Origin of the sequence: Pseudomonas fluorescens (assembly GCF_002022275.1) — a bacterium.
In the GTDB taxonomy this organism is placed as follows: Bacteria; Pseudomonadota; Gammaproteobacteria; order Pseudomonadales; family Pseudomonadaceae; genus Aquipseudomonas; species Aquipseudomonas fluorescens_AJ.
The window spans coordinates 1-20,564 of record NZ_MSDF01000053.1; the positions used below are offsets into that span (position 1 = coordinate 1).

The following is a 20,564-nucleotide window of genomic DNA, read 5'->3' on the forward strand; positions in this document are numbered from 1 at the left end:
GGGCTGCGAAGCAGCCCCAGGAAAGAAGAATACGGTGTATCAGACACTTCGTAGTGGCTGGTTCCGGGGCTGCTACGCAGCCCAACGCGGGGCAAGCCCGCTCACCACAGGGAGATTCGCCAGCCTCTAAAAGTTGTGTAGATACCTATGGTCATCGCAGGCAAGCCAGCTCCCACAAGAAACTGCCTTCTGTCATCCTTGCCCCCCCCAAGTTGTCGAACGCGAGCTGCCCGCCCATGAACCACGGCATCAAACTTCAACCGCGCACTATCCCGGTCCCGCACTCGATCAGCGCCGAGGCCCAAGCCACGCTCAGCCGCCTGGTCAACCCCGACGGCGTGCCCGTCAATGCGCTGCACGCCATGCCTGCGCCTGACGACCACGACGGCTGGCGTCGCCTGCAAGCGTCTGTCGACCAGCATTACGCCAGCGCCAACGCCGGGCAGGCGGCACTCCTGCGTGCCAGCCTGCTGACCCTCGCCGTGGAAGACGCCACCGTCCACGTGGCCACACCGCTGGCAGGTTCAGACTTTGCCTACATCGACCTGCACGGCGGCGCGCTGGTCTTTGGCGGCGGTGAAAACTGTCGCATTGCCGCCGGTAGGCAGGCTGACCTGCACGACGTCATCTGCTACGGCGTGGACTACCGCATGCCGCCCGATCACCCGTACCCCGCCGCCCTGGATGACTGCATGGCCACCTACCGTCATGTGCTCAAGCTCCACGCCCCGGAACATATCGTGATCGGCGGGCGTTCGGCGGGCGGCAACCTGGCAGCGGCCATGGTGCTGCGCGCGCGGGACGAAGGCTTGCCGTTACCGGCGGCGCTGGTGTTGTTATCGCCGGAAGTGGACCTGACCGAATCCGGCGACAGCTTCCAGGTCAACCGCACCGTCGACGTGGTGCTGCCCAACCCGTTGATGGGCGCCAACCTGCTGTATGCCGCTGGCGAGGACTTGTCCCACCCCTACCTGTCGCCACTGTTTGGCGATTTTGCAGCAGGCTTCCCGCCGACCTTTCTGCAAAGCGGCACGCGGGACCTGTTCCTTTCCAATACCGTGCGCATGCACCGCGCCTTGCGCCAAGCGCAAATTCCGGCGCAGTTGCATGTGTTCGAAGCGATGCCCCATGGCGGTTTCATGGGCGCGCCGGAAGATGCGGAGCTTATGGCTGAGGTCGCAGCATTTGTGCGCGGGCACCTGCGGCGGGGTTGACACATTCGCTCACATCCCCTGAAGATGGAGCCCTTCTTCAGGGTGTGACAATTCATGTCTTCCACGTCGTTCGCTAACCTTCCCGCTATTGGCTCCGTTGCCAAGGCGCAAGGCTGCGTAGCGCGCGCCCTCAAATCGAAGAAACAGTCGCTCATGTGACCGGGGCGCGCTGTCCCGTCAGATGAGCTGACAGGACATTGAGCGCGAAGGCCCCCTCCCCCTTGCACAATTCCCTCTGCCCTTCTGACGGTGACTCAATCGGTCAACCATCAGGAGAAAGTGCATGTCAGCGTTTCAAGGTATCTGGGTTCCCGTGGTCACACCGTTTCATGACGGTGCCATCGACTTTATTGGCCTGCGCCGTTTGGTCAGCCATCTGCTGGAAAAGCATGTGGCCGGGATCATGGTGTGTACCACCACTGGCGAAGCGGCATCGTTGAGCCGCCAAGAGCAACTGGCAGTGCTGGATGCCGTGCTGCAAGTGGTGCCCGCGCACCGTGTGGTGATGGGGCTGTCGGGCAACAACCAGATTGAGCTGCTGCAATTTCAGCGCGAAATCCTCAAGCGCCCGGTCGCAGGCTTGCTGGTGCCGGCACCGAGTTATATCCGGCCATGTCAGGCCGGTCTTGAAGCGTTTTTCCGCACAGTGGCCGATGCGTCAGGCGTGCCGATCATTCTCTACGACATTCCCTACCGCACGGGCGTCAGCTTCGAGCGGGCCACCTTGCTCAACATCGCCGCCCATGAGCGGATCGTGGCGATCAAGGATTGCGGCGGCAATCTGGCCAATACCCTCGCGCTGATCGCCAGCGGCCAGGTGGACGTGTTGTGTGGCGAGGACATTCAGATGTTCAACGCGCTGTGCCTGGGCGCCACGGGTGCGATTGCGGCCTCGGCCCACGTACACACCGAGCAATTCGTGGCGCTGTGCCAGCAAGTGCGGGATAACCAGTTAGCGGAAGCCCGGGCGACCTTTTTCCAATTGTTGCCGTTGATAAACGCAATGTTCTCGGAGCCCAACCCCGCACCGGTCAAGGCCGCTCTGGCGCTGCAAGGGCTGATCGGCAGCGAGCTTCGCGCACCGATGCAAGCTGCCAGCGCTGCCGTCACAGCACAGATGCAGCCGTTCATATAAGCGCGTTCATGCGCCAAAAAAAGACATCCAACGGACCGCCCGGTTGCGACCGGCGCGATCCCGGCCTATGTTCCAAGCCATGCTCTTTTTTTGCTGCGCTCCCGCCCTGTGCCCATCCCGTACCCAGGTGACGACATGCCCACGCTTCCCCGCCCCGCCGTCCTCGAACTGATCGGCAATACGCCACTGGTTCGCGTCAGCCGTTTTGATACCGGCCTGTGCACGCTGTTTCTCAAACTCGAATCGCAAAACCCCGGAGGCTCCATCAAGGACCGCATCGGCCTGGCCATGATCGATGCCGCCGAGCGCGACGGCCGTCTGCGCCCCGGCGGTACCATCATCGAAGCCACCGCCGGCAATACCGGCCTTGGTTTGGCGTTGGTCGGCCGCGCCAAAGGCTACCGCGTGGTGCTGGTGGTGCCCGACAAGATGTCCACGGAAAAGGTGCTGCACCTCAAAGCCATGGGCGCCGAGGTGCACATCACACGCTCCGACGTCGGCAAGGGCCACCCCGAGTATTACCAGGACGTGGCGGCCCGCCTGGCCAAGGATATTCCCGACGCCTTTTTCGCCGACCAATTCAACAACCCGGCCAACCCTCTGGCCCACGAAACCAGCACCGCGCCGGAAATCTGGGCGCAAACCCAGCATGACGTGGACGCCATCGTGGTCGGCGTCGGCTCGGCCGGCACCCTCACTGGCCTGACGCGTTTCTTCAAACGCGTTCAGCCTGAACTCGCCATGGTGCTCGCCGACCCGGTCGGCTCGGTCATGGCCGAATACAGCCGCAGCGGCAAGATGGAAACCCCGGGGTCCTGGGCGGTGGAAGGCATCGGCGAGGACTTCATCCCCTCGATTGCCGACCTCTCCAGCGTGCGTCACGCCTATTCCATCAGCGATGAAGAAAGCTTCGACCACGCCCGCCAACTGCTCAAGGCCGAAGGCATTCTCGGTGGCTCGTCCACCGGCACCCTGCTCGCCGCCGCCCTGCGCTATTGCCGCGAACAGACCGAACCCAAGCGCGTGGTGACCTTTGTGTGCGACACCGGTACGCGCTACCTGTCCAAGGTCTACAACGACCAATGGATGAAGGACTCAGGCCTGCTGCAATACAAACACTACGGCGACCTGCGCGACGTGATCGCCCGCCGCTTTGAAGACGGCCGCGTGATCAGCGTGAGCCCCGACGACACCCTGCTCACCGCGTTCCAGCGCATGCGCCTGGCGGATGTTTCGCAACTGCCGGTGCTGGCGGACGGTCAGAAGCTGGTTGGCGTGATTGACGAATCCGACATCCTGCTGGGCCTGCACCATGACCCGGCGGCCTTTTCCAGCAACGTCGCCAGCGCCATGACCGATACCTTGCAAACCCTCGCCCCGAGCGCCAGCCTGGCCGAACTGCAGGCGGAACTCGATCGCGGCCTCGTTGCCATTATTGCCGACGCTTCGGGCTTTCACGGTCTGATCACCCGCGTCGACCTGCTCAATCACCTACGGAGATCCCTTGCATGAGTCAATCCGATAAAAGCGCGTTTGCCACCCGCGTGATCCACGCCGGGCAATCACCCGACCCGACCACGGGCGCGCTGATGCCGCCGATCTACGCCAACTCCACTTACCTGCAGGACAGCCCCGGCGTGCACAAGGGCTTTGACTACGGGCGCTCGCACAACCCGACACGGTTTGCCCTGGAGCGTTGCGTGGCCGACCTCGAAGGCGGCAGCGCAGCGTTTGCCTTTGCGTCCGGGCTGGCGGCGATTTCCACCGTGCTGGAGTTGCTGGATGCCGGTGCGCATATTGTTTCGGGCAATGACTTGTACGGCGGCACCTTCCGCCTGTTCGACAAGGTGCGCCAACGCAGCGCCGGGCACAGTTTCAGCTACGTCGATTTGAGCGACCTGCAAGCGTTTGAAGCCTCACTGCAAGACAACACGCGCATGGTCTGGGTCGAAACCCCAAGCAACCCGCTGCTGAGCCTGACCGACTTGAGCGCCATCGCGCGTATCTGCCGGGATCGCGGCATCATCTGCGTCGCTGACAACACCTTCGCCAGCCCGTGGATCCAGCGCCCGCTGGAACTGGGCTTCGACATCGTGGTGCACTCCACCACCAAATACCTCAACGGCCACTCCGACGTGATTGGCGGCATCGCTATTGTCGGCCACAACCCGGAGCTCGCCGAGCGCCTGGGTTTCCTGCAAAACTCGGTGGGCGCGATAGCCGGGCCGTTCGACGCCTTCCTGACCCTACGCGGCGTGAAAACCCTGGCGCTGCGCATGGAACGCCATTGCAGCAACGCCCTGGACCTGGCCACGTGGCTGGAAAAACAGCCGCAGGTGGCGCGGGTGTATTACCCAGGCTTGCCGTCCCATCCGCAGCATGAGTTGGCGAAAAAGCAGATGCGTGGCTTTGGCGGGATGATTTCGGTGGATTTGAACAGCGACCTGGCGGGCGCCACGCGCTTCCTGGAAAACGTGAAGATCTTCGCCTTGGCGGAAAGTTTGGGTGGGGTGGAAAGCCTGATCGAACACCCGGCGATCATGACCCACGCGAGCATCCCGGCGGCAACGCGCGCGCAATTGGGCATTGGGGATGGGCTGGTGCGGTTATCGGTGGGGGTTGAGGATGTGGAGGACCTGAGGGCAGATCTGGCGCAGGCGTTGGCGCTAATCTAACCCGGCCACCCAAACAGTAAAGAACCCCTGTGGGAGCGGGCTTGCTCGCGAATGCGGTGTGTCAGTTAACAGATTCGGTGACTGACACACCGCATTCGCGAGCAAGCCCGCTCCCACATTTAGAGTGGGGTGCGGCAGGTGAATCTCGGCTGGCCGCCATCGCAGGCAAGCCAGCTCCCACAGAACAGCAGATTTGTGAAGCGTTTGATCGTTCCCACGCTCTGCGTGGGAATGCCGCTTGGGACGCTCTGCGTCCCTGCTGTGGTTGGGTGACGCAGAGCGTCACGGGATGCATTCCCACGCAGAGCGTGGGAACGATCAAGCTCCGTCAGGCTGAGGTGATGCTGGCCCGCGCGCTGTGCAGTTTCTTGTAGCTGTCGATCAAGCGTAAATGCCGGTCCAGGCCTTCGAGCTTCATGCTGGTTGGCGTGAGCCCGTAGAACCGCACGCTGCCGTCGACCGAACCTGTCACCGCGTCCATCCGCTCATTGCCAAACATGCGGCGGAAGTTGACTTCGTAGTCTTCCAGTTCCAGGTCGTCGTCCAGCTGCATCTCCAGCACTGCGTTCATCGCCTGGTAAAACAGGCCACGTTCGGCGGTGTTGTCGTTGTATTGCAGGAACATCTCGACGCATTCCTTGGCTTCTTCATATTGCTTCAAGGCCAGGAAAATCAGCAGCTTCAACTCCAGAATGGTCAACTGCCCCCACGCCGTGTTGTCGTCAAACTCGATGCCGATCAGGGTGGTGATGTCGGTGTAGTCATCCAGCTCGCTTTCGATCAGGCGTTCTACCAACGCTTGCAGCTCATCGTCATCGAGCGCGTGCAGGTTGAGGATGTCGGCGCGGAAGAACAGCGCCTTGTTGGTGTTGTCCCAGATCAGGTCGTCTACCGGGTAGATTTCCGAATAGTCCGGCACCAGGATCCGGCAGGCCTTCGCACCGAGGTGTTCATACACGGCCATGTAGGACTCTTTACCCATCCCATCAAGAATGCCGAACAATGTGGCAGCTTCCTGTGCATTGGAATCTGCGCCTTCACCCGAGAAGTCCCACTCGACAAACTCGTAATCCGACTGTGCGCTGAAGAAGCGCCACGACACCACACCGCTGGAGTCGATAAAGTGCTCCACGAAATTGTTCGGCTCGGTCACCGCCTGGCCTTCGAAGGTCGGCTGCGGCAAATCGTTCAAGCCTTCAAAGCTGCGGCCTTGCAGCAATTCAGTAAGGCTGCGCTCCAGCGCGACTTCCAGGCTTGGGTGTGCGCCAAACGAGGCAAACACGCCGCCGGTGCGCGGGTTCATCAGGGTCACGCACATTACCGGGAATTCACCGCCCAGGGACGCGTCCTTGACCAGCACCGGGAAGCCCTGGGCTTCCAGGCCTTGAATGCCGGCCAGAATGCCCGGGTATTTGGCCAGTACCTCAGCCGGAACGTCCGGCAAGGCGAACTCGCCCTCAATGATTTCGCGTTTCACCGCGCGTTCGAAAATCTCCGACAGGCACTGCACCTGGGCTTCGGCCAGGGTATTACCCGCGCTCATGCCGTTGCTGAGGTAGAGGTTTTCGATCAGGTTGGACGGGAAATACACCACTTCACCGTCCGACTGACGCACAAACGGCAGCGAAACAATGCCGCGCGCTTCATTGCCCGAGTTGGTGTCGTACAGGTGCGAGCCGCGCAGCTCGCCCTCGCGGTCGTAGATTTTGCGGCAGTAAGCGTCGAGGATTTCAACCGGCAACTCATCATCGGGGCCCGGCTGGAACCAGCGCTCGTCCGGGTAATGCACGAACGGCGCATTGGCCAGTTCTTCGCCCCAGAACTGGTCGTTGTAGAAGAAGTTACAGTTAAGACGCTCGATAAACTCGCCCAACGCTGACGCCAACGCGCCTTCCTTGGTCGCGCCCTTGCCGTTGGTGAAGCACATCGGCGAATGCGCATCGCGGATATGCAACGACCACACGTTGGGCACGATATTGCGCCACGACGCGATCTCGATCTTCATGCCCAGCCCGGCGAGGATGCCGGACATATTCGCGATGGTCTGCTCCAGCGGCAGGTCTTTACCGGCGATGTAGGTGCCTGCGTTCGACGTGGTGCTCGGCATCAACAAGGCCTGGGCATCGGCGTCAAGGTTTTCGACTTCTTCGATCACAAACTCAGGGCCGGCCTGCACCACTTTCTTCACAGTGCAGCGGTCGATGGAACGCAGGATGCCCTGACGGTCCTTGTCGGAAATATCTGCCGGCAGCTCGACCTGGATCTTGAAGATCTGGTTGTAGCGGTTTTCCGGGTCGACGATGTTGTTCTGCGACAGGCGAATATTGTCGGTGGGGATATTGCGGGTTTCGCAGTACAACTTTACAAAGTACGCCGCGCACAACGCCGACGAAGCCAGGAAGTAATCGAACGGCCCCGGCGCCGAACCGTCGCCCTTGTAGCGAATCGGCTGGTCGGCGATCACCGTGAAATCATCGAACTTGGCTTCAAGTCGAAGGTTGTCGAGAAAGTTGACCTTAATTTCCATGCGGGCACACCAGAATAACGAGCTAAACAAAATGGCCGTCATTATGAAGATTTTCGCCGGGAAGTCTCAGGGTTTTCCGACCTGACTGCCGATCGGTGCTAACTTTCACCCACCTTTCCTTGCAGGCATCGGCCCATGTCCATCACCGACAACCTCCTCGCCTTCACCTTCGCTGCCACCCTGCTGACGCTCACGCCAGGGCTCGACACCGCGCTGGTACTGCGCACCGCCACCGTCGAAGGCAAGCGCCAGGCACTGCAAGCCACACTCGGTATAAACGCTGGCTGTTTGCTATGGGGGGCAGCGGTGGCCTTTGGGCTGGGCGCGTTGATTGCGGTATCGGAACTGGCCTACAACGTTTTGAAATACTGCGGCGCCGCCTACCTGGCCTGGCTCGGCTTGAACATGCTGGTGCGCCCGCGCCGCTCGTTGTCGGCCGCTGAAACCGACGGCAAGGCCAACAACAACTGGTTCCTCAAGGGCATGCTGGGCAATGTGTTGAATCCCAAGATTGGTATTTTTTACGTGTCATTCCTGCCGCAGTTCATCCCCCAAGGCCATTCGCTTATCGCCTGGACCTTCGGGCTGGTCAGCATCCACGTGGTGCTCGGGCTGGTGTGGTCGCTGGTGTTGATAGGCGCCACCCAGCCACTCTCCGGATTCCTGCGCAGGGAAAACGTCATCCAGTGGATGGACCGCACCACCGGCCTGATCTTCGTGTTGTTCGCCGCGCGGCTGGCATTCAGCAAGCGCTGAGTGCGGGTTGTTTGGCCAACAGCGCCCAGGCCACCACGACAGAACATGCGACGGCGACGGCGCCAGCCAAATACACCGATGCCACACCCGCAGCACCGGCCAGCGCGCCAGCCAGCGGGCTGCTGATGCCCAAAGCAATATCCAGGAAGGCCACATAAGCCCCCATCGCCAGCCCGCGTGTTTGCGGCGGTGCACGCTTGATGGCTTCCACGCCAAAACCCGGAAATGCCAGCGAGTAACCAAAACCGGTCAACGCCGCACCCAGGTACGCCATCATTGGCGAACCCGCGCCCCAGATCAGCAGTTGTCCCGCCGCTTCAATCAACACACACACCAGCGCAACCCCGGCGCCGCCGAGCTTGTCCGGCAGGTGCCCGAAGAAGATCCGCGCACCAATAAATGCTACGCCAAAGGCGGTAAAGGCGAACGACGCATTGCCCCAGTCTTTGCTCGCAAACAATAGCGCGATAAACGCGGTGATCACCCCAAACCCGATGCTGGAAAACGCCAGCCCCAGGCCCGGCAACCACACCGCGCCCAACACCTTATAGAACGAGGTGCGGCGCTGGCTGGTGGGCGCAACGCCCTTGGCACCGGCGACCATACCGAAGGCGAGTACCGGCAGCAGCATCGTGCCGATGGCTATCCCGCTGAAGCCCCATCTGTTGTTAATCGCCACCCCCAGCGGTGCACCGAGTGCAAAGGCGGCGTAGATCGCAATGCCGATCCACGCCATAACCTTGCCGGCATTCTGTGGCCCGACCAGGCCCATGCCCCAGCCCATGGAACCGGTGATAATCAGGCTCTCACCCAGGGCCAGCACCACACGCCCGGCGAGCAAAATCCACACCGACACCGCCGGGGAATCAACAAACCCCAACGACGCCAGGTACAGCAAGCCGGAGCTGGCTGCTACCAGCATGCCAATCAACAGCGCACGCTTGGGCCCGCGCATGTCGGCAAAATTCCCGGCCCAGGCCCGCGACAGCAACGCCGCCGCGAACTGCGCACCCACCACCACGCCGACCACCAGCGTGCTCATGCCCAGCGTGTGGTTCAGGTGCAACGGCAGCACCGGCAGTTGCATGCCGATAATCAGGAAAGCAACGAACACCGCCAGGGTGATCGGCAGCAGTTTCAGCAGTACGTTGCTACTGTGTTGTGTCATGAGCGTGATCCTGAAGGTTTGATTCAGCCGAGGCGAATGGACAGTTCGATATCATCGGCAAACGGCACCGACAAATAACCGTTCTGCGGCGAGCGCACGTGTGCCAGGTATTCCGGGCAGTAGTTGGTGTTATCCGCCACAATCAGGGCGCCTGGGCGCAGGTGCTTTTCCACCCGTTTCAGCACGTCGCCGTACAAGGTTTTGGCGCCATCGAGCAGCAGCAGATCAACGGATTCCGGCAAACCAGAGGCCAGGGACACCAGCGCGTCGCCCTCACGAATTTCAATCAGGTCACTCACGCCGCCTTCAACAAAGTGCTCGCGCGCCAGGGCGATTTTCGAGGGTTCGAACTCGCTGCCAATCAACACGCCGCCACCGTTGTCGCGCAACGCGGCCGCCAGAAACAATGTGGACAGGCCAAACGAGGTACCGAACTCGACAATTGCTCGCGCTTTTGTGCTGCGCGCCAGCATGTAAAGCAACGTACCGGTGTCGCGGGAAACGGGCAGCCACAGGTCTTTGAGCAAGGTATAGAGCGTCACGTATTCGGTTTTGCTGTGCATCAGGCGGTCGCGCTCTTCACGCGATACGTTGTTCAGACTTGGGCTGGTCGCGGCATTGGCTTGCGCGTAGAGACGGTCAATCAGCGCTGCGAGAGGTGCGGTGGTCAAGGTTGTCATGATTGCATTCCATCAAGTTGGGACTAAGATGCGACTAATTCGTCGCATTCAAAGTATGCGAGTGATTCGTCGCATTCGCTATTCGCGTTCCCCAACGCGCTGGAGCCGCTCATGACCACCCGCCAGACCGCGCGTATTTCCTCGCGCAAACAGCCACAACAGGCCCGTTCCACTGAATTGGTGGCGGCGATACTGGAAGCGGCTATTCAGGTTTTGGCCAAGGAAGGTGCCACTCGTTTCACCACGGCGCGGGTCGCCGAGAAAGCCGGTGTGAGTGTGGGTTCGGTGTATCAGTACTTCCCGAACAAGGCGGCGATCCTGTTTCGCCTGCAAAGCGATGAGTGGCAGCAAACCACGCAGATGCTGCGCAAGATTCTGGAAGAGCAGCAGATTGCGCCGCTGGAGCGTCTGCGCACGCTGGTGCATGCGTTCATTCATTCGGAGTGCGAGGAAGCGCTGATGCGCGGCGCGCTGGATGACGCGGCACCGCTGTATCGCAATGCGCCCGAAGCCCTGGAAGTGCGGGCGGCCGGCCGCCAGATATTCCACGACTTCATGCTGCAATTGCTGCCCGATGCATCCGAGGCCACCCGCCAACTGGCCCATGATTTGATTCAGTCCACCCTCAGTTGCGCGGGCAAGGATTTCTCCAGCACACCGCGCAGCACGCAGGACATTGTGGTGTATGCCGACGGAATGGCCGACATGTTCAGCGCCTACCTGACTGCGCTTAACACAAAGTGAAACGCGCCAGAGCCTCCCGAAAGCTGGCAATCAATGGCTTGGGATCGTCCTTGCGCCAGATCGCATGGATATCGATCCGCACCGGAAACCAGGGCAGTTCGCGAAACACCACCTTACCGGACATGCAATCGCGCAGGCTGGCCTGGATAACCGTGATCCCCAAACCGGCGGCGACCATCCGCATTACGCCCAACAGGTCATTCGCTTCAGCCTGAATATCCGGGGCAAACCCGCACGCGGCGCAGTGCTCCAGAAACCGCCGGCGGGCATCCGGGTTTATGGATTGCGCCAATGAGACCCAACGCTGGCCATTGAGCACCTCGGGAGAAATCTGCTCCTGCCTCGCCAATGGATGGTCCTTGGCGAGCACCAGCAATAACGCTTCACGGGTGACCTCCATGCTCGCTATGTCGGCACTCTCGGGAACGGCGTACACCAGCCCGAGGTCGATGGCCCGGCCGCGCAACGCCTCGACTTGTTGGGCCGAACCCATCGAGTGAATATCAAAGGTCGCCGAGCGAAGACCCGCCTGCAGGCCTGCCAGGGCTTGGGGCAGCAAGTTGGAATGCATTGCGCCTTCCACATAACCCACAACGATATGGCCGGTTTGCCCCTGCGCAATGTTACGCGCTGCCGCCGCTACCTCCGAAGCGTGTTCCAACAGTCTGCGCGCCTCGCGCAGGAACAATCGCCCTTCGTCTGTAAGACGCATGCGCTGGCGCGTGCGTTCAAACAGCTGCAACCCCAGCTGGTCTTCCAACTGAATGATTTGCCGGCTCAGTGGCGATTGCGAGATGTGCAGGCGCAGCGCCGCCTGCCCCACATTTTCGGTCTCGGCTACCGTGATAAACGCGACAAGCAAACGAAGATCCAGGGTCATGCGAATCCGGTCTCAGGTGGTGCAGAACCCGTCTTGGACCCACACCGTTTTATTTGAAATCATCGCCGAGCGGTTCAAAAAAGCCCGCTCAAGCGAGGAAGCCCATGCAATTCATCACGTTATCACGCCGCATATCGGAACGTTTTTCCGATGCGGATTTCGCCCCTTTTCTCGACGCTGAGGCCCAACGCGCCAGGGCGCTCTACCTGGAAGGGTTCATCCGCACCATCTGGCACCGTGGCGACAAAGGCGGCGCCTGCCTGCTGGTCGAAGCCGACAGCGAGGCCAGTGTGCGCGAACAGCTCGCAACGCTGCCGCTGGTGAACAACGGCATGCTCGAAGTCACCGCCATTGTGCCTCTGAAACCTTATGCCGGTTTTGGTCCGAGAGCCGAATAACGCTTCACATTGGAGAACCACCATGCAATTCGTCAAATTAGGTAAAACCGGTCTGGAGGTGTCGCGCCTTTGCCTGGGCGGTATGACCTTCGGCCAACCCGAAGCAGGCACCCACACCTGGACACTGGATGAGGACGCAACCCGCCCGGTCTTCAAGCACGCCGTCGAGCACGGCATCAATTTTTTTGATACGGCCAACAGTTACTCGGCGGGCACTTCGGAAATCATCCTCGGCAAGATGCTCAAAGCATTTACCCGCCGCGATGAAACGGTGGTCGCGACCAAAGTATTTTTCCCTGCCGGCATGGGCCAGGGCGTGGCCCGGCCGAACGAAAAAGGCCTGTCGCGCAAGGCCATCCTGGCCAACATCGACGCCAGCCTCACGCGGCTGGGCCTGGACTATGTGGACCTGTATCAGGTGCATCGCTGGGATTATACCACGCCCATTGAAGAAACCATGGAAGCTCTGCATGACGTGGTCAAAGCCGGCAAGGCCCGCTACATCGGCGCCTCGTCGATGTTCGCCTGGCAGTTCGCCAAGGCGCAGGAAGTGGCCAGGACCAATCACTGGAGCCCCTTCGTCTCGATGCAGAATTACCTCAACCTGATCTACCGCGAAGAAGAGCGCGAGATGATCCCGCTGTGCATCGACCAGGGCGTCGCCTTGATGCCCTGGAGCCCTATGGCGCGCGGGCGCTTGACCCGCCCTCACGGGCAGCAGACCGAGCGCAGCAAAACTGATGATTTCGGCAAGAACGTACTGGATGCCACTGACGCCATTGACGGCCATGTGATCAACGCCGTGGAGCAACTGGCCAACGAGCGCGGCGTGCCCATGGCACAAATCGCCCTGGCCTGGGTGTTGGCGCACCCTGGGGTCACCTCGCCGATTGTCGGCGCGTCCAGGGCCGCGCAGCTGGATGATGCCGTCGCTGCGCTGGATATCCAGCTCACTGCCGCCGAGATTGAGCGCCTGGAGGCGAACTACACGCCTCACCCCGTCACCGGGTTCAGTTGAATAGCGGGGATTGTTTAACAAACCCATACCTGAAGGTTCACAAACGCTGATTGAACGTGCCTGCGCGCTTTGGGAGCATCGGCGACCATGATTTCGCCCTTGAGCCCCACCCGTCGCCACCTGCCTGCTTCGTTCCCGAAGGCACAGGCGCGTCCCTGCGAAAACCCGCTGTTCAACATCATCCTGGCCTTCTGGGCGCTGTGGCACTGCCGCCATGCGCGCCCGCCCGATGCGCGCTTCTGATCAAGTCGAACCGCCCCACCCGGCATTCATTTATCAGAAGGATCACCCCATGACCGCAGCCGTATCCACTGCCGAGCGCAGCGCTTCCTATTACACCGCCAGCCTGAATGACCCGACCCAGTACCCGACCTTGCAGGGCCAGGTCAGCGTGGATGTGGTGATTATCGGCGGCGGCTTCACCGGCGTCGCCAGCGCGGTGGAACTCGCCGAGCGCGGGCTTAAGGTGGCAATCGTTGAAACCCACCGCATCGGCTGGGGCGCGAGTGGACGCAACGGCGGGCAAGTCACCGGCAGCTTGTCGGGCGACGAGGCGATGCGCCAACAAATGCGCAAACGCCTGGGCGATGAGGTGGACGACTTCATCTGGCACCTGCGCTGGCGTGGGCACGAAATCATCGAGCAACGGGTTGACAAGTACGCGATTGACTGCGACCTCAAGCATGGCCACTTGCATGCGGCGATGAAGCCTTCGCACATGACCGAGTTGCGCGCGGTTCACGACGAGGCGCAACGGCGCGGCATGGGTGACAAGGTCAGCCTGCTTGATCAGGCCGAAGTACAGCAGCACCTCGACAGCGAGCTGTACCTCGGCGCGCTGAAAAACACGCGCAACCTGCACCTGCATCCCCTCAACCTGTGCCTGGGTGAAGCCCGCGCGGCGCACAGCCTGGGCGCGTTGATTTTCGAAAACTCCGAGGTGCTGGAAATCATCCACGGCGAGCGTCCGGCAGTGATCACCGCCGGGGGCCGCATCGACGCGCGCCAGGTGCTGCTGGCTGGCGATGTGTACCACAAGCTCGAGCCCAAACAGCTCAAAGGTAAAATCTTCCCTGCCATGGGCGGCATCGTCACCACCGCGCCGCTGGGCGAACTGGCACGCCAGATCAACCCGCAGGACCTCGCCGTCTACGACTGCCGCTTTGTGCTCGACTACTACCGCCTCACCGGCGATGGCCGCCTGCTGTTCGGCGGTGGCGCCAATTATTCCGGGCGCGACTCGCGCGACATTGCCGCCGAGTTGCGCCCGTGCATCGAACGCACCTTCCCGGCACTCAAAGGCGTGGACATCGCGTTCCAGTGGAGCTGCGCGATGGGCATCGTGATGAACCGTGTGCCGCAACTGGGCAAGCTGTCGGACAACGTCTGGTACTGCCAGGGCTACTCGGGGCATGGCATCGCCACCAGCCATATCATGGGCGAGATCATGGCCGAAGCACTGACCGGTACGCTGGGCAAGTTCGACACCTTTGCCGGCTGCAAGCACATCAAGGTGCCGCTGGGCGATGTGTTCGGCAACCCGATGCTGGCGGTGGGGATGTGGTACTACCAGATGCTGGAAAAGTTGCGCTGACAGGCAAATAGCGCGGAATCTTCACTTTTCACTGTTGGGAGATGGCAAATGGCTGGTATGTTTCTCGCCTGTCATTCGCCGTGCTCTCAGAGACCTCATGCAGCCCAATCGCCTGTTCTATATTCTGCTTGCCTGGATGCTCACAGGTTGCAGCATTCCGTTTCAAACACCCGAAGCACAACGGCAAATCGAGCACGACCTGAGCATTGCACAGGGCTCAATACGGGCGCTGAGCCAAACCAACTGGTGCTACTTGCCTTACGGTGCGAACCATGGCGGCGATGGACAGTGCCGGGCCACTCAAGGCTTGGGCGTACTCACCGATGACGGATTGATACTGACCGCCTATTCAGGTGGCCACTATCAACGCTACCTTACCTTGCGTACCAACGAGGTACTCTGCATCAAGACCTTTCGCGGTCGGGAATCGGCAGCAGCCTTCTTTGCCTTTACTCGGACCGGAGCCACACAAATCATTCCGATGAGCCCTCAAGGGTTTAACACCCCCGTGAAAATTCAATTCCTGGATTATCTTATCGGCCAGAGCCAACCCAGCGAAATGGGTTCCGATAAGACTTACGTCCGCGCCACGGGCAAAACGTCTTATACCGCAGGCATGGTTCCTGGCACGAAAATACCTTACTTGGCTTCAGCCCCGGCCACAGAAGTGTTCAATCCCTGCCCGGAAAAATGATGGGGAAAGGCTGCGCCGCTAATTTTCCAGCTCAAACCGCTGAGCCCCAACACGTCTGACGCAGAACCAATCGTCTTCACCGGGCTCACATTGCGCCAGGCATACGTCGCCCTCCTGCCCTTGAAACGTCACGCTCCAATCGAATGCCGGATCTGTTGAGAGGGTGTAAATGGGACAAGCCTTGTCGAGTTCGAAGTGAATCGAGTAAACGAGCAAAGGGGACTGCGCCAGTCCATGGCGCTCAAACAGCGCCACCACGTCTGCCATTGGCACTTTGCAACGCTGCCCGGCAAACTTTAGAACCCCGGGCAAGTCATCCCAAGCTGCTTGAACCACGCTCTGTACTGCAACGAGTCGGGCGTGAGGCGTTTCGCCGTTGCGGTGCTGAACATAGATCAACCGGCTGCCAAACTGGAACTCGCATTGCCAAATGCCCGAAGGCAATTGCCAATGACCCAGCATGGGTTCGTTCAGTAAATCAATTTGTATGCCGTGGTTCCCTATGAAGAAGATTGTTGACGGTACGGTGCCTTGAGGCTTGTCGCTGAAGGCTCGCGCACGATGATCAAATAAAACACTTTTTGCCATAACCTGTTGGCTGATATGTTTCGTGCCGGGAAAGCACACGCTAATAGATCAAGGAACGTGCCATGGCCCTGCTGGACGTAAACACAACGCTGCTGATCATCGACATGCAAGAAGGCATGAACCAGCCGAAACTTGGCCGCCGGAACAACCCGAGCGCCGAGTTGCAGATGCAGTCGCTGCTCGGCGCATGGCGGCAGGCCGGGCGCCCTGTTGTGCATGTCCGGCATATGTCGCGCACGCCCGGCTCGGTATTCTGGCCGGGCCAGCCGGGCTGCGAGTTTCAGCACGCTTTGGCGCCGCTCAAGCATGAACACGTGGTGGAAAAAAACGTTCCGGATGCCTTCGCCGCCACCGGCCTGGAGCGCTGGCTGCATGCGCGTGCAATCAAGCAGTTGGTGATCGTTGGCGTGATCACCAACAACTCCGTCGAGTCCACGGCGCGCTCGGCGGGCAACCTGGGTTTTGACGTAATCGTCCCCGCAGATGCTTGCTATACGTTTGATCAAACTGATTTGTCGGGCCGACTCTGGGCTGCCGAGGATGTGCACGCACTGTCCCTGAGCAACCTGGCGATGGACTACGCCCGGGTGCTCGAGACCGCCGAAATACTCGGTTGAGCCGCAAGGTCATGCCGGCGTAAACACGCCCGCCTGCTCGAGCATCTCAACCAACGCTTCGGGGAATACCGTTTCCTCGGTCGCACGCAGCGCCTGAGCGCTCCACCAGTGGTGATCAGCCATGACCTGGGTTTCTTCCAGCGTCCACTCGGCCTTTGAAAGCACTTCGTTTTGCACGTGAACCACAAAATACTGCTCAACGGCCACTACCGTTTCGCCGCTGGGCAGCTTCATTGCAAAGCGGCGCTCGGCCAGGGATTCGGCCACGCGATCTATTACGATGCCGGTCTCTTCGCGCAGTTCGCGAATGGCAGCGTCGTGAAAGGTCTCGCCCTCTTCGACGCCGCCACCGGGTGTCGCCCAATAGTTGTCACCGGCCAACGCGCCGGTCGTGTGCACAAACCGGAACAGCAGCACCGCGTTAGAGGGGCTGATGACCAGGAGTCGTGCTGCTTTTCGTTCGCGCATGTGAAAGTGCCTTCCTTGGTAATGGGTTATAGCGCTCGATGGGCTTGCAGATAGGCTTTCAACAGCAGCATGGTCTGCTGTTCGATACCCGACTCGAAGGCCGGTGGCGCATTGCCTTCGAGCAACGTACGCACAGGGCCGACAATGGCGCTCAGCGCAATAGCGGCAGTCAGGAAGGGGTCTTCAAACCGCGCATCGGTTGCCGTCCCCAGCATGGCAGCGATGGCGCCGACCATGCGTGTGTTGATGCGCGCCACCAACTGTGCCCCGCCCCGCTCCGCCGCAATCGAATACAACGCCTTGGACACCGCTGGGTCCTGCAGTTTGACGGCCAGCAACGCCGACACCAAGCCGCGCGCCATGTCCTCGACCGGCCGCCCCGAATGCTGGTCACAGGCCTGTTCAACCGCCTCGGCGACGTTCGTCAGATGTTTTTCCAGGATGGCCGCCAGCAATGCGTCGCGGTTGGGATAGTACTGATACAGGCTGCCCACCGACATCCCCGCACGCTCAGCCACCCGTGTGGTGGTGCAGCGGAGCAACCCTTGCTGAGTCAAAACCTGAAGGGTTGCCGTGTGCAACGCCTCAACCGTCGCGGCCGACCGCGCCTGAACCGCTGATTTTCTTGGCTTTAAGGTGGCTTTCAGCGTGCTCATGGAATGCGAATTCTCAAATCTGAAGGATCCTTCATATTAGAGCCTTACTCAGATGAAGCAAGGTGACAACGATGACCCGTTTGGCCAATAGCGGCACATTTACCCTCGGCGACCGCGACGTGTATCGCATCGGCTATGGCGCGATGCAACTGGCAGGGCCTGGCGTGTTTGGCCCGCCCAAAGACCATGAGGCCGCGCTTGACGTGCTGCGCGAAGCGGTTGAAGCCGGGGTCGACCACATCGACACCAGCGACTTTTACGGCCCGCATGTCACCAATCAGCTTATCCGTGAGGCGCTGCACCCGTACCGCGACGACCTGACGATTGTCACCAAGATCGGTGGCCGGCGAGATGATCAGGGCGGATGGCTGCCCGCGTCGTCGAAAGAAGAGCTGATCCAGGCCGTGCATGACAACCTGCGCAACCTGGGGCTGGATGTGCTGGATGTGGTCAACTTCCGCTCGACCTACAACCTGATGGGCCCGGGTGAAGGCTCTATCGAAGCGTCATTGAACGTACTGGCCGAGCTGCAACACCAGGGCCTGGTGCGCCATATCGGCCTCAGCAATGTGACCCCGACCCAGGTGGCCGAGGCGCGCACCGTGGTCAAATTCGTCTGCGTACAGAACCTGTACAACATCGCCCATCAGCACGATAACGCCCTGATCGACGAGTTGGCCCGAGACGGGATTGCCTACGTGCCGTTCTTCCCGCTGGGGGGGTTTACCCCGGTTCAGTCCTCCACGCTGTCAAGCGTTGCGCAGCGGCTGGGTGTGACGCCCAAGCAATTGGCGCTGGCATGGCTGCTGCGCCGCTCACCGAATATCCTGTTGATTCCGGGCACCTCGTCGGTGGCCCACTTGCGTGAAAACCTTGCAGTGAGCGAACTGGACATACCGGATGACGCGTTTGCAGAACTGAACGCTATTGCCGACTGATGGTGCCCAAGGGGGCAAGTGCGAGCCTGCCCCCTTGCTGGAACCTCAAGCGGATATCATCCGTTCCCCAAGCCGCTCAACCAGTCGCACCAGATAACCATCCGGGTCCTGCACCAGAAACTCACGCTGTCCGACCTCGACCTCTCCCGCCCGGTACCAAACATCCTTGCACGCTTTAAACAGCGGGCAACCCGCCTGCTCCAGCCGTTGAATAATCGGCTGCACCGCTGTCACATCAATCTGCAGATTAATGCCACGCCCGAAGGGCCTTTCCAGAGCGCCGGTCACCCATTGGTTCGCCTCGGGGTCCACTTGCTCCAGCATCACTTGAGCACCCGCCAGATAGAGGTAGGCAAAGCCCTCTTCCAGCCGCTGGTAAGCCACGTCGAACCCCAGAAAAGACACCCAGAATTCAAGACTTTGAGCCAGGTCCGTCACCATCAATTCAGGCACCAGCCGGTTTCTTTGCATCATGCGTCGACTCCCGCAATGAGCAACGCTGCCAGTTGCTTACGAAGGTCGCCATGGTGTTCCTCTGCGTAGGGCGTGGCGGTTTTCCAGTCGTAAAACCACGCAGGCATCCGGCGTTTATCGTCCGGTTCAGCCGCGCACCGAGGGAAAATATGGCAATGCAGCTCCGGTTCGGCATTGCCGAGGATCTCGTAGTTCATGCGCAGGGCGTCGGTGGCCTTCAGCACGGCGTCGCCAATCCGCGCCATATCCAGCAAGTAAGCAGTGCGGGCTTCAGCGTCCAGATCGTTCAAACTGGCAACCACCGGGTCTGGCAGCAACAGGCAATAACCCGGCAAAAATTGCACATCGCCCATCACCGAGCAGCCTGAGGGCATCCGGCAAATGGCTTTATCGTTGGCGCCGTTGCGGGCCAGTGCTACACGTTCCGTGATCAGGGGCATGCTTGTCCTTAAAAGTGAGGTTCAACTCAGTCTTTTTTTCCGATACTCATCCGGCGTCTCCCCCGTGAGCTTGCGAAACATACTGATAAACGCCGACGAACTGCTATAGCCAAGATCAAACGCCACCGCTTCCACCGACGTCCCCGCCTTGAGCCTTTCCAGTGAGGTGGTGACTTTCAACCGCTGCTTCCACTGCGCCAACGACATCCCCAAATCCCGCTGGCAGCGCCGCAACAACGTGCGCTCGGTGGCGTTGACCGCCTTCGCCCACTGAGCCAGCGAACGCCCATCCGCGGGGTTCTGCTCCAATGCAGCGAGGATCGGCGCGAGGATCGGGTCGGTGGAGCCCGGCAGGTAACTGCCCACTCGAGAGGTTCGGTTCAAACGGTCCAGCAATACGGTTAGCAGGCGACTTTCCTCGGCCGTCTGCACCGGGCCCGGTGGCGAGGCGTGGAGCTCTTCCAGCAGTTCGCGAATCAACGGCGTGATGATCAGCGCACAGGCTTCGATGGGCAGGCGCTCACATAACGCGGGCGCGATGTAGAGCGAACAGTGGCAAGCTTCCTGATGATTCATCGCGTTGTGCTCGACATCCGGCGGCAGCCACACGCCAAACTGCGGCGGCGCGATGAAGTGCGCGCCGTCGAGCTTGAGTTCCATGACGCCACTGAACGAATACACAAACTCGCCCCAAGGGTGGCGATGCGTCGGGTAGGCGGCCGACGCGGGCATCCGCGCCGCACGAAAGTAGATCGGCGCAGGCAGTTCGTCGGTAAAGGGCGCGAGAATCACATGCTCGGCTAGCGTGTCCATGGCGGTTGGCTGCGCGGTGGCGGAAGGTTGACCATTATGCGCGATCGCTTGTCGTCTTGAAGCTATATACAGCAAAGGCGCCTGGCG

Annotated in this window: 23 protein-coding genes; 13 read left to right on the forward strand and 10 right to left on the reverse strand. The window is 60.7% G+C overall.

Annotated elements, in window-relative coordinates; genetic code table 11:
- Positions 1 to 236 precede the first annotated feature (236 nt).
- From BFW87_RS26845 to BFW87_RS26860, 4 genes are all read left to right on the forward strand, one after another.
- A complete protein-coding gene (locus BFW87_RS26845) occupies positions 237 to 1,214 on the forward strand; it encodes an alpha/beta hydrolase (protein ID WP_078742734.1) in 978 nt (325 codons plus the stop codon).
- A gap of 283 nt (positions 1,215 to 1,497) precedes the next feature.
- Positions 1,498 to 2,349 carry a 4-hydroxy-tetrahydrodipicolinate synthase gene (gene dapA / locus BFW87_RS26850; protein ID WP_078742735.1) on the forward strand — a complete coding sequence of 284 codons (852 nt, stop codon included), beginning with the start codon at positions 1,498 to 1,500 and terminating at the stop codon, positions 2,347 to 2,349.
- A 135-nt stretch (positions 2,350 to 2,484) separates the two neighbouring features.
- A complete protein-coding gene (locus BFW87_RS26855) occupies positions 2,485 to 3,861 on the forward strand; it encodes a pyridoxal-phosphate dependent enzyme (RefSeq protein WP_078742736.1) in 1,377 nt (458 codons plus the stop codon).
- Positions 3,858 to 5,024 carry a cystathionine gamma-synthase gene (locus BFW87_RS26860; RefSeq protein WP_078742737.1) on the forward strand — a complete coding sequence of 389 codons (1,167 nt, stop codon included), beginning with the start codon at positions 3,858 to 3,860 and terminating at the stop codon, positions 5,022 to 5,024. The genes BFW87_RS26855 and BFW87_RS26860 overlap by 4 nt, the downstream gene beginning before the upstream one ends.
- A 328-nt stretch (positions 5,025 to 5,352) precedes the next feature.
- Here BFW87_RS26860 and BFW87_RS26865 read toward each other — a convergent pair whose 3' ends face one another.
- Positions 5,353 to 7,551: an OsmC domain/YcaO domain-containing protein gene (locus tag BFW87_RS26865; protein ID WP_078742738.1), complete on the reverse strand. Its 2,199-nt coding sequence runs from the start codon at positions 7,549 to 7,551 to the stop codon at positions 5,353 to 5,355.
- A 135-nt stretch (positions 7,552 to 7,686) separates the two neighbouring features.
- On the opposite strand from BFW87_RS26865, the gene BFW87_RS26870 reads away from it, so the two are divergent.
- On the forward strand, positions 7,687 to 8,307 hold the full coding sequence (locus BFW87_RS26870; protein ID WP_078742739.1) for a LysE family translocator: 621 nt from the start codon (positions 7,687 to 7,689) through the stop codon (positions 8,305 to 8,307).
- On the opposite strand, the gene BFW87_RS26875 is transcribed toward BFW87_RS26870, so the two are convergent.
- Positions 8,294 to 9,475, reverse strand: coding sequence for an arabinose transporter (locus tag BFW87_RS26875; RefSeq protein WP_078742740.1), 1,182 nt, complete (start codon positions 9,473 to 9,475; stop codon positions 8,294 to 8,296). The two genes, BFW87_RS26870 and BFW87_RS26875, sit on opposite strands and share 14 nt — an antisense overlap.
- A gap of 23 nt (positions 9,476 to 9,498) precedes the next feature.
- Positions 9,499 to 10,155, reverse strand: a complete 657-nt coding sequence (locus BFW87_RS26880) for an O-methyltransferase (protein WP_078742741.1) — start codon at positions 10,153 to 10,155, stop codon at positions 9,499 to 9,501.
- A 111-nt stretch (positions 10,156 to 10,266) separates the two neighbouring features.
- On the opposite strand from BFW87_RS26880, the gene BFW87_RS26885 reads away from it, so the two are divergent.
- Positions 10,267 to 10,899, forward strand: a complete 633-nt coding sequence (locus BFW87_RS26885) for a TetR family transcriptional regulator (RefSeq protein ID WP_078742742.1) — start codon at positions 10,267 to 10,269, stop codon at positions 10,897 to 10,899.
- Here BFW87_RS26885 and BFW87_RS26890 read toward each other — a convergent pair.
- A complete protein-coding gene (locus BFW87_RS26890; RefSeq protein WP_078742743.1) occupies positions 10,886 to 11,779 on the reverse strand; it encodes a LysR family transcriptional regulator in 894 nt (297 codons plus the stop codon). The two genes, BFW87_RS26885 and BFW87_RS26890, sit on opposite strands and share 14 nt — an antisense overlap.
- Positions 11,780 to 11,883: 104 nt before the next feature.
- On the opposite strand from BFW87_RS26890, the gene BFW87_RS26895 reads away from it, so the two are divergent.
- From BFW87_RS26895 to BFW87_RS26910, 5 genes are all read left to right on the forward strand, one after another.
- On the forward strand, positions 11,884 to 12,177 hold the full coding sequence (locus tag BFW87_RS26895) for a muconolactone Delta-isomerase family protein (protein ID WP_078742744.1): 294 nt from the start codon (positions 11,884 to 11,886) through the stop codon (positions 12,175 to 12,177).
- A gap of 22 nt (positions 12,178 to 12,199) precedes the next feature.
- Positions 12,200 to 13,195: an aldo/keto reductase gene (locus BFW87_RS26900; RefSeq protein ID WP_078742745.1), complete on the forward strand. Its 996-nt coding sequence runs from the start codon at positions 12,200 to 12,202 to the stop codon at positions 13,193 to 13,195.
- Between the two features lie 87 nt (positions 13,196 to 13,282).
- The gene (locus BFW87_RS32080) at positions 13,283 to 13,438 is read left to right on the forward strand and encodes a hypothetical protein (RefSeq protein WP_176159836.1); all 156 of its coding nucleotides are present in this window, start codon (positions 13,283 to 13,285) and stop codon (positions 13,436 to 13,438) included.
- A 49-nt stretch (positions 13,439 to 13,487) separates the two neighbouring features.
- On the forward strand, positions 13,488 to 14,789 hold the full coding sequence (locus BFW87_RS26905) for an NAD(P)/FAD-dependent oxidoreductase (RefSeq protein ID WP_078742746.1): 1,302 nt from the start codon (positions 13,488 to 13,490) through the stop codon (positions 14,787 to 14,789).
- 97 nt (positions 14,790 to 14,886) lie between these two features.
- Positions 14,887 to 15,483 (forward strand): hypothetical protein, encoded by a 597-nt coding sequence (locus tag BFW87_RS26910; RefSeq protein WP_078742747.1) that lies wholly within the window; start codon positions 14,887 to 14,889, stop codon positions 15,481 to 15,483.
- Positions 15,484 to 15,501: 18 nt separating this feature from the next.
- Here the strand turns inward: BFW87_RS26910 and BFW87_RS26915 are convergent, their stop codons facing one another.
- Positions 15,502 to 16,071: a hypothetical protein gene (locus BFW87_RS26915; RefSeq protein WP_254865958.1), complete on the reverse strand. Its 570-nt coding sequence runs from the start codon at positions 16,069 to 16,071 to the stop codon at positions 15,502 to 15,504.
- A 62-nt stretch (positions 16,072 to 16,133) separates the two neighbouring features.
- On the opposite strand from BFW87_RS26915, the gene BFW87_RS26920 reads away from it, so the two are divergent.
- Positions 16,134 to 16,688, forward strand: coding sequence for a cysteine hydrolase family protein (locus BFW87_RS26920; RefSeq protein WP_078742748.1), 555 nt, complete (start codon positions 16,134 to 16,136; stop codon positions 16,686 to 16,688).
- Between the two features lie 9 nt (positions 16,689 to 16,697).
- Here the strand turns inward: BFW87_RS26920 and BFW87_RS26925 are convergent, their stop codons facing one another.
- Together BFW87_RS26925 and BFW87_RS26930 are read right to left on the reverse strand one after the other, a co-directional pair.
- The gene (locus BFW87_RS26925; protein WP_078742749.1) at positions 16,698 to 17,156 is read right to left on the reverse strand and encodes an NUDIX hydrolase; all 459 of its coding nucleotides are present in this window, start codon (positions 17,154 to 17,156) and stop codon (positions 16,698 to 16,700) included.
- 26 nt (positions 17,157 to 17,182) lie between these two features.
- Positions 17,183 to 17,812 (reverse strand): TetR/AcrR family transcriptional regulator, encoded by a 630-nt coding sequence (locus BFW87_RS26930; RefSeq protein ID WP_078742750.1) that lies wholly within the window; start codon positions 17,810 to 17,812, stop codon positions 17,183 to 17,185.
- A 71-nt stretch (positions 17,813 to 17,883) separates the two neighbouring features.
- Between BFW87_RS26930 and BFW87_RS26935 the strand changes: the two genes are divergently transcribed.
- Entirely contained in the window at positions 17,884 to 18,750 is an 867-nt protein-coding gene (locus BFW87_RS26935) for an aldo/keto reductase family oxidoreductase (RefSeq protein WP_078742751.1), read from the forward strand.
- A 45-nt stretch (positions 18,751 to 18,795) separates the two neighbouring features.
- Here BFW87_RS26935 and BFW87_RS26940 read toward each other — a convergent pair whose 3' ends face one another.
- From BFW87_RS26940 to BFW87_RS26950, 3 genes are read right to left on the reverse strand one after another with little or no spacing between them, the layout of a single operon-like run.
- The gene (locus BFW87_RS26940; RefSeq protein ID WP_078742752.1) at positions 18,796 to 19,224 is read right to left on the reverse strand and encodes a bleomycin resistance protein; all 429 of its coding nucleotides are present in this window, start codon (positions 19,222 to 19,224) and stop codon (positions 18,796 to 18,798) included.
- The gene (locus BFW87_RS26945) at positions 19,221 to 19,664 is read right to left on the reverse strand and encodes an HIT family protein (protein ID WP_078742753.1); all 444 of its coding nucleotides are present in this window, start codon (positions 19,662 to 19,664) and stop codon (positions 19,221 to 19,223) included. The genes BFW87_RS26940 and BFW87_RS26945 overlap by 4 nt, the downstream gene beginning before the upstream one ends.
- A 21-nt stretch (positions 19,665 to 19,685) precedes the next feature.
- Complete coding sequence (locus BFW87_RS26950) at positions 19,686 to 20,477, reverse strand: AraC family transcriptional regulator (protein WP_078742754.1); 792 nt, start codon at positions 20,475 to 20,477, stop codon at positions 19,686 to 19,688.
- Positions 20,478 to 20,564: the final 87 nt, after the last annotated feature.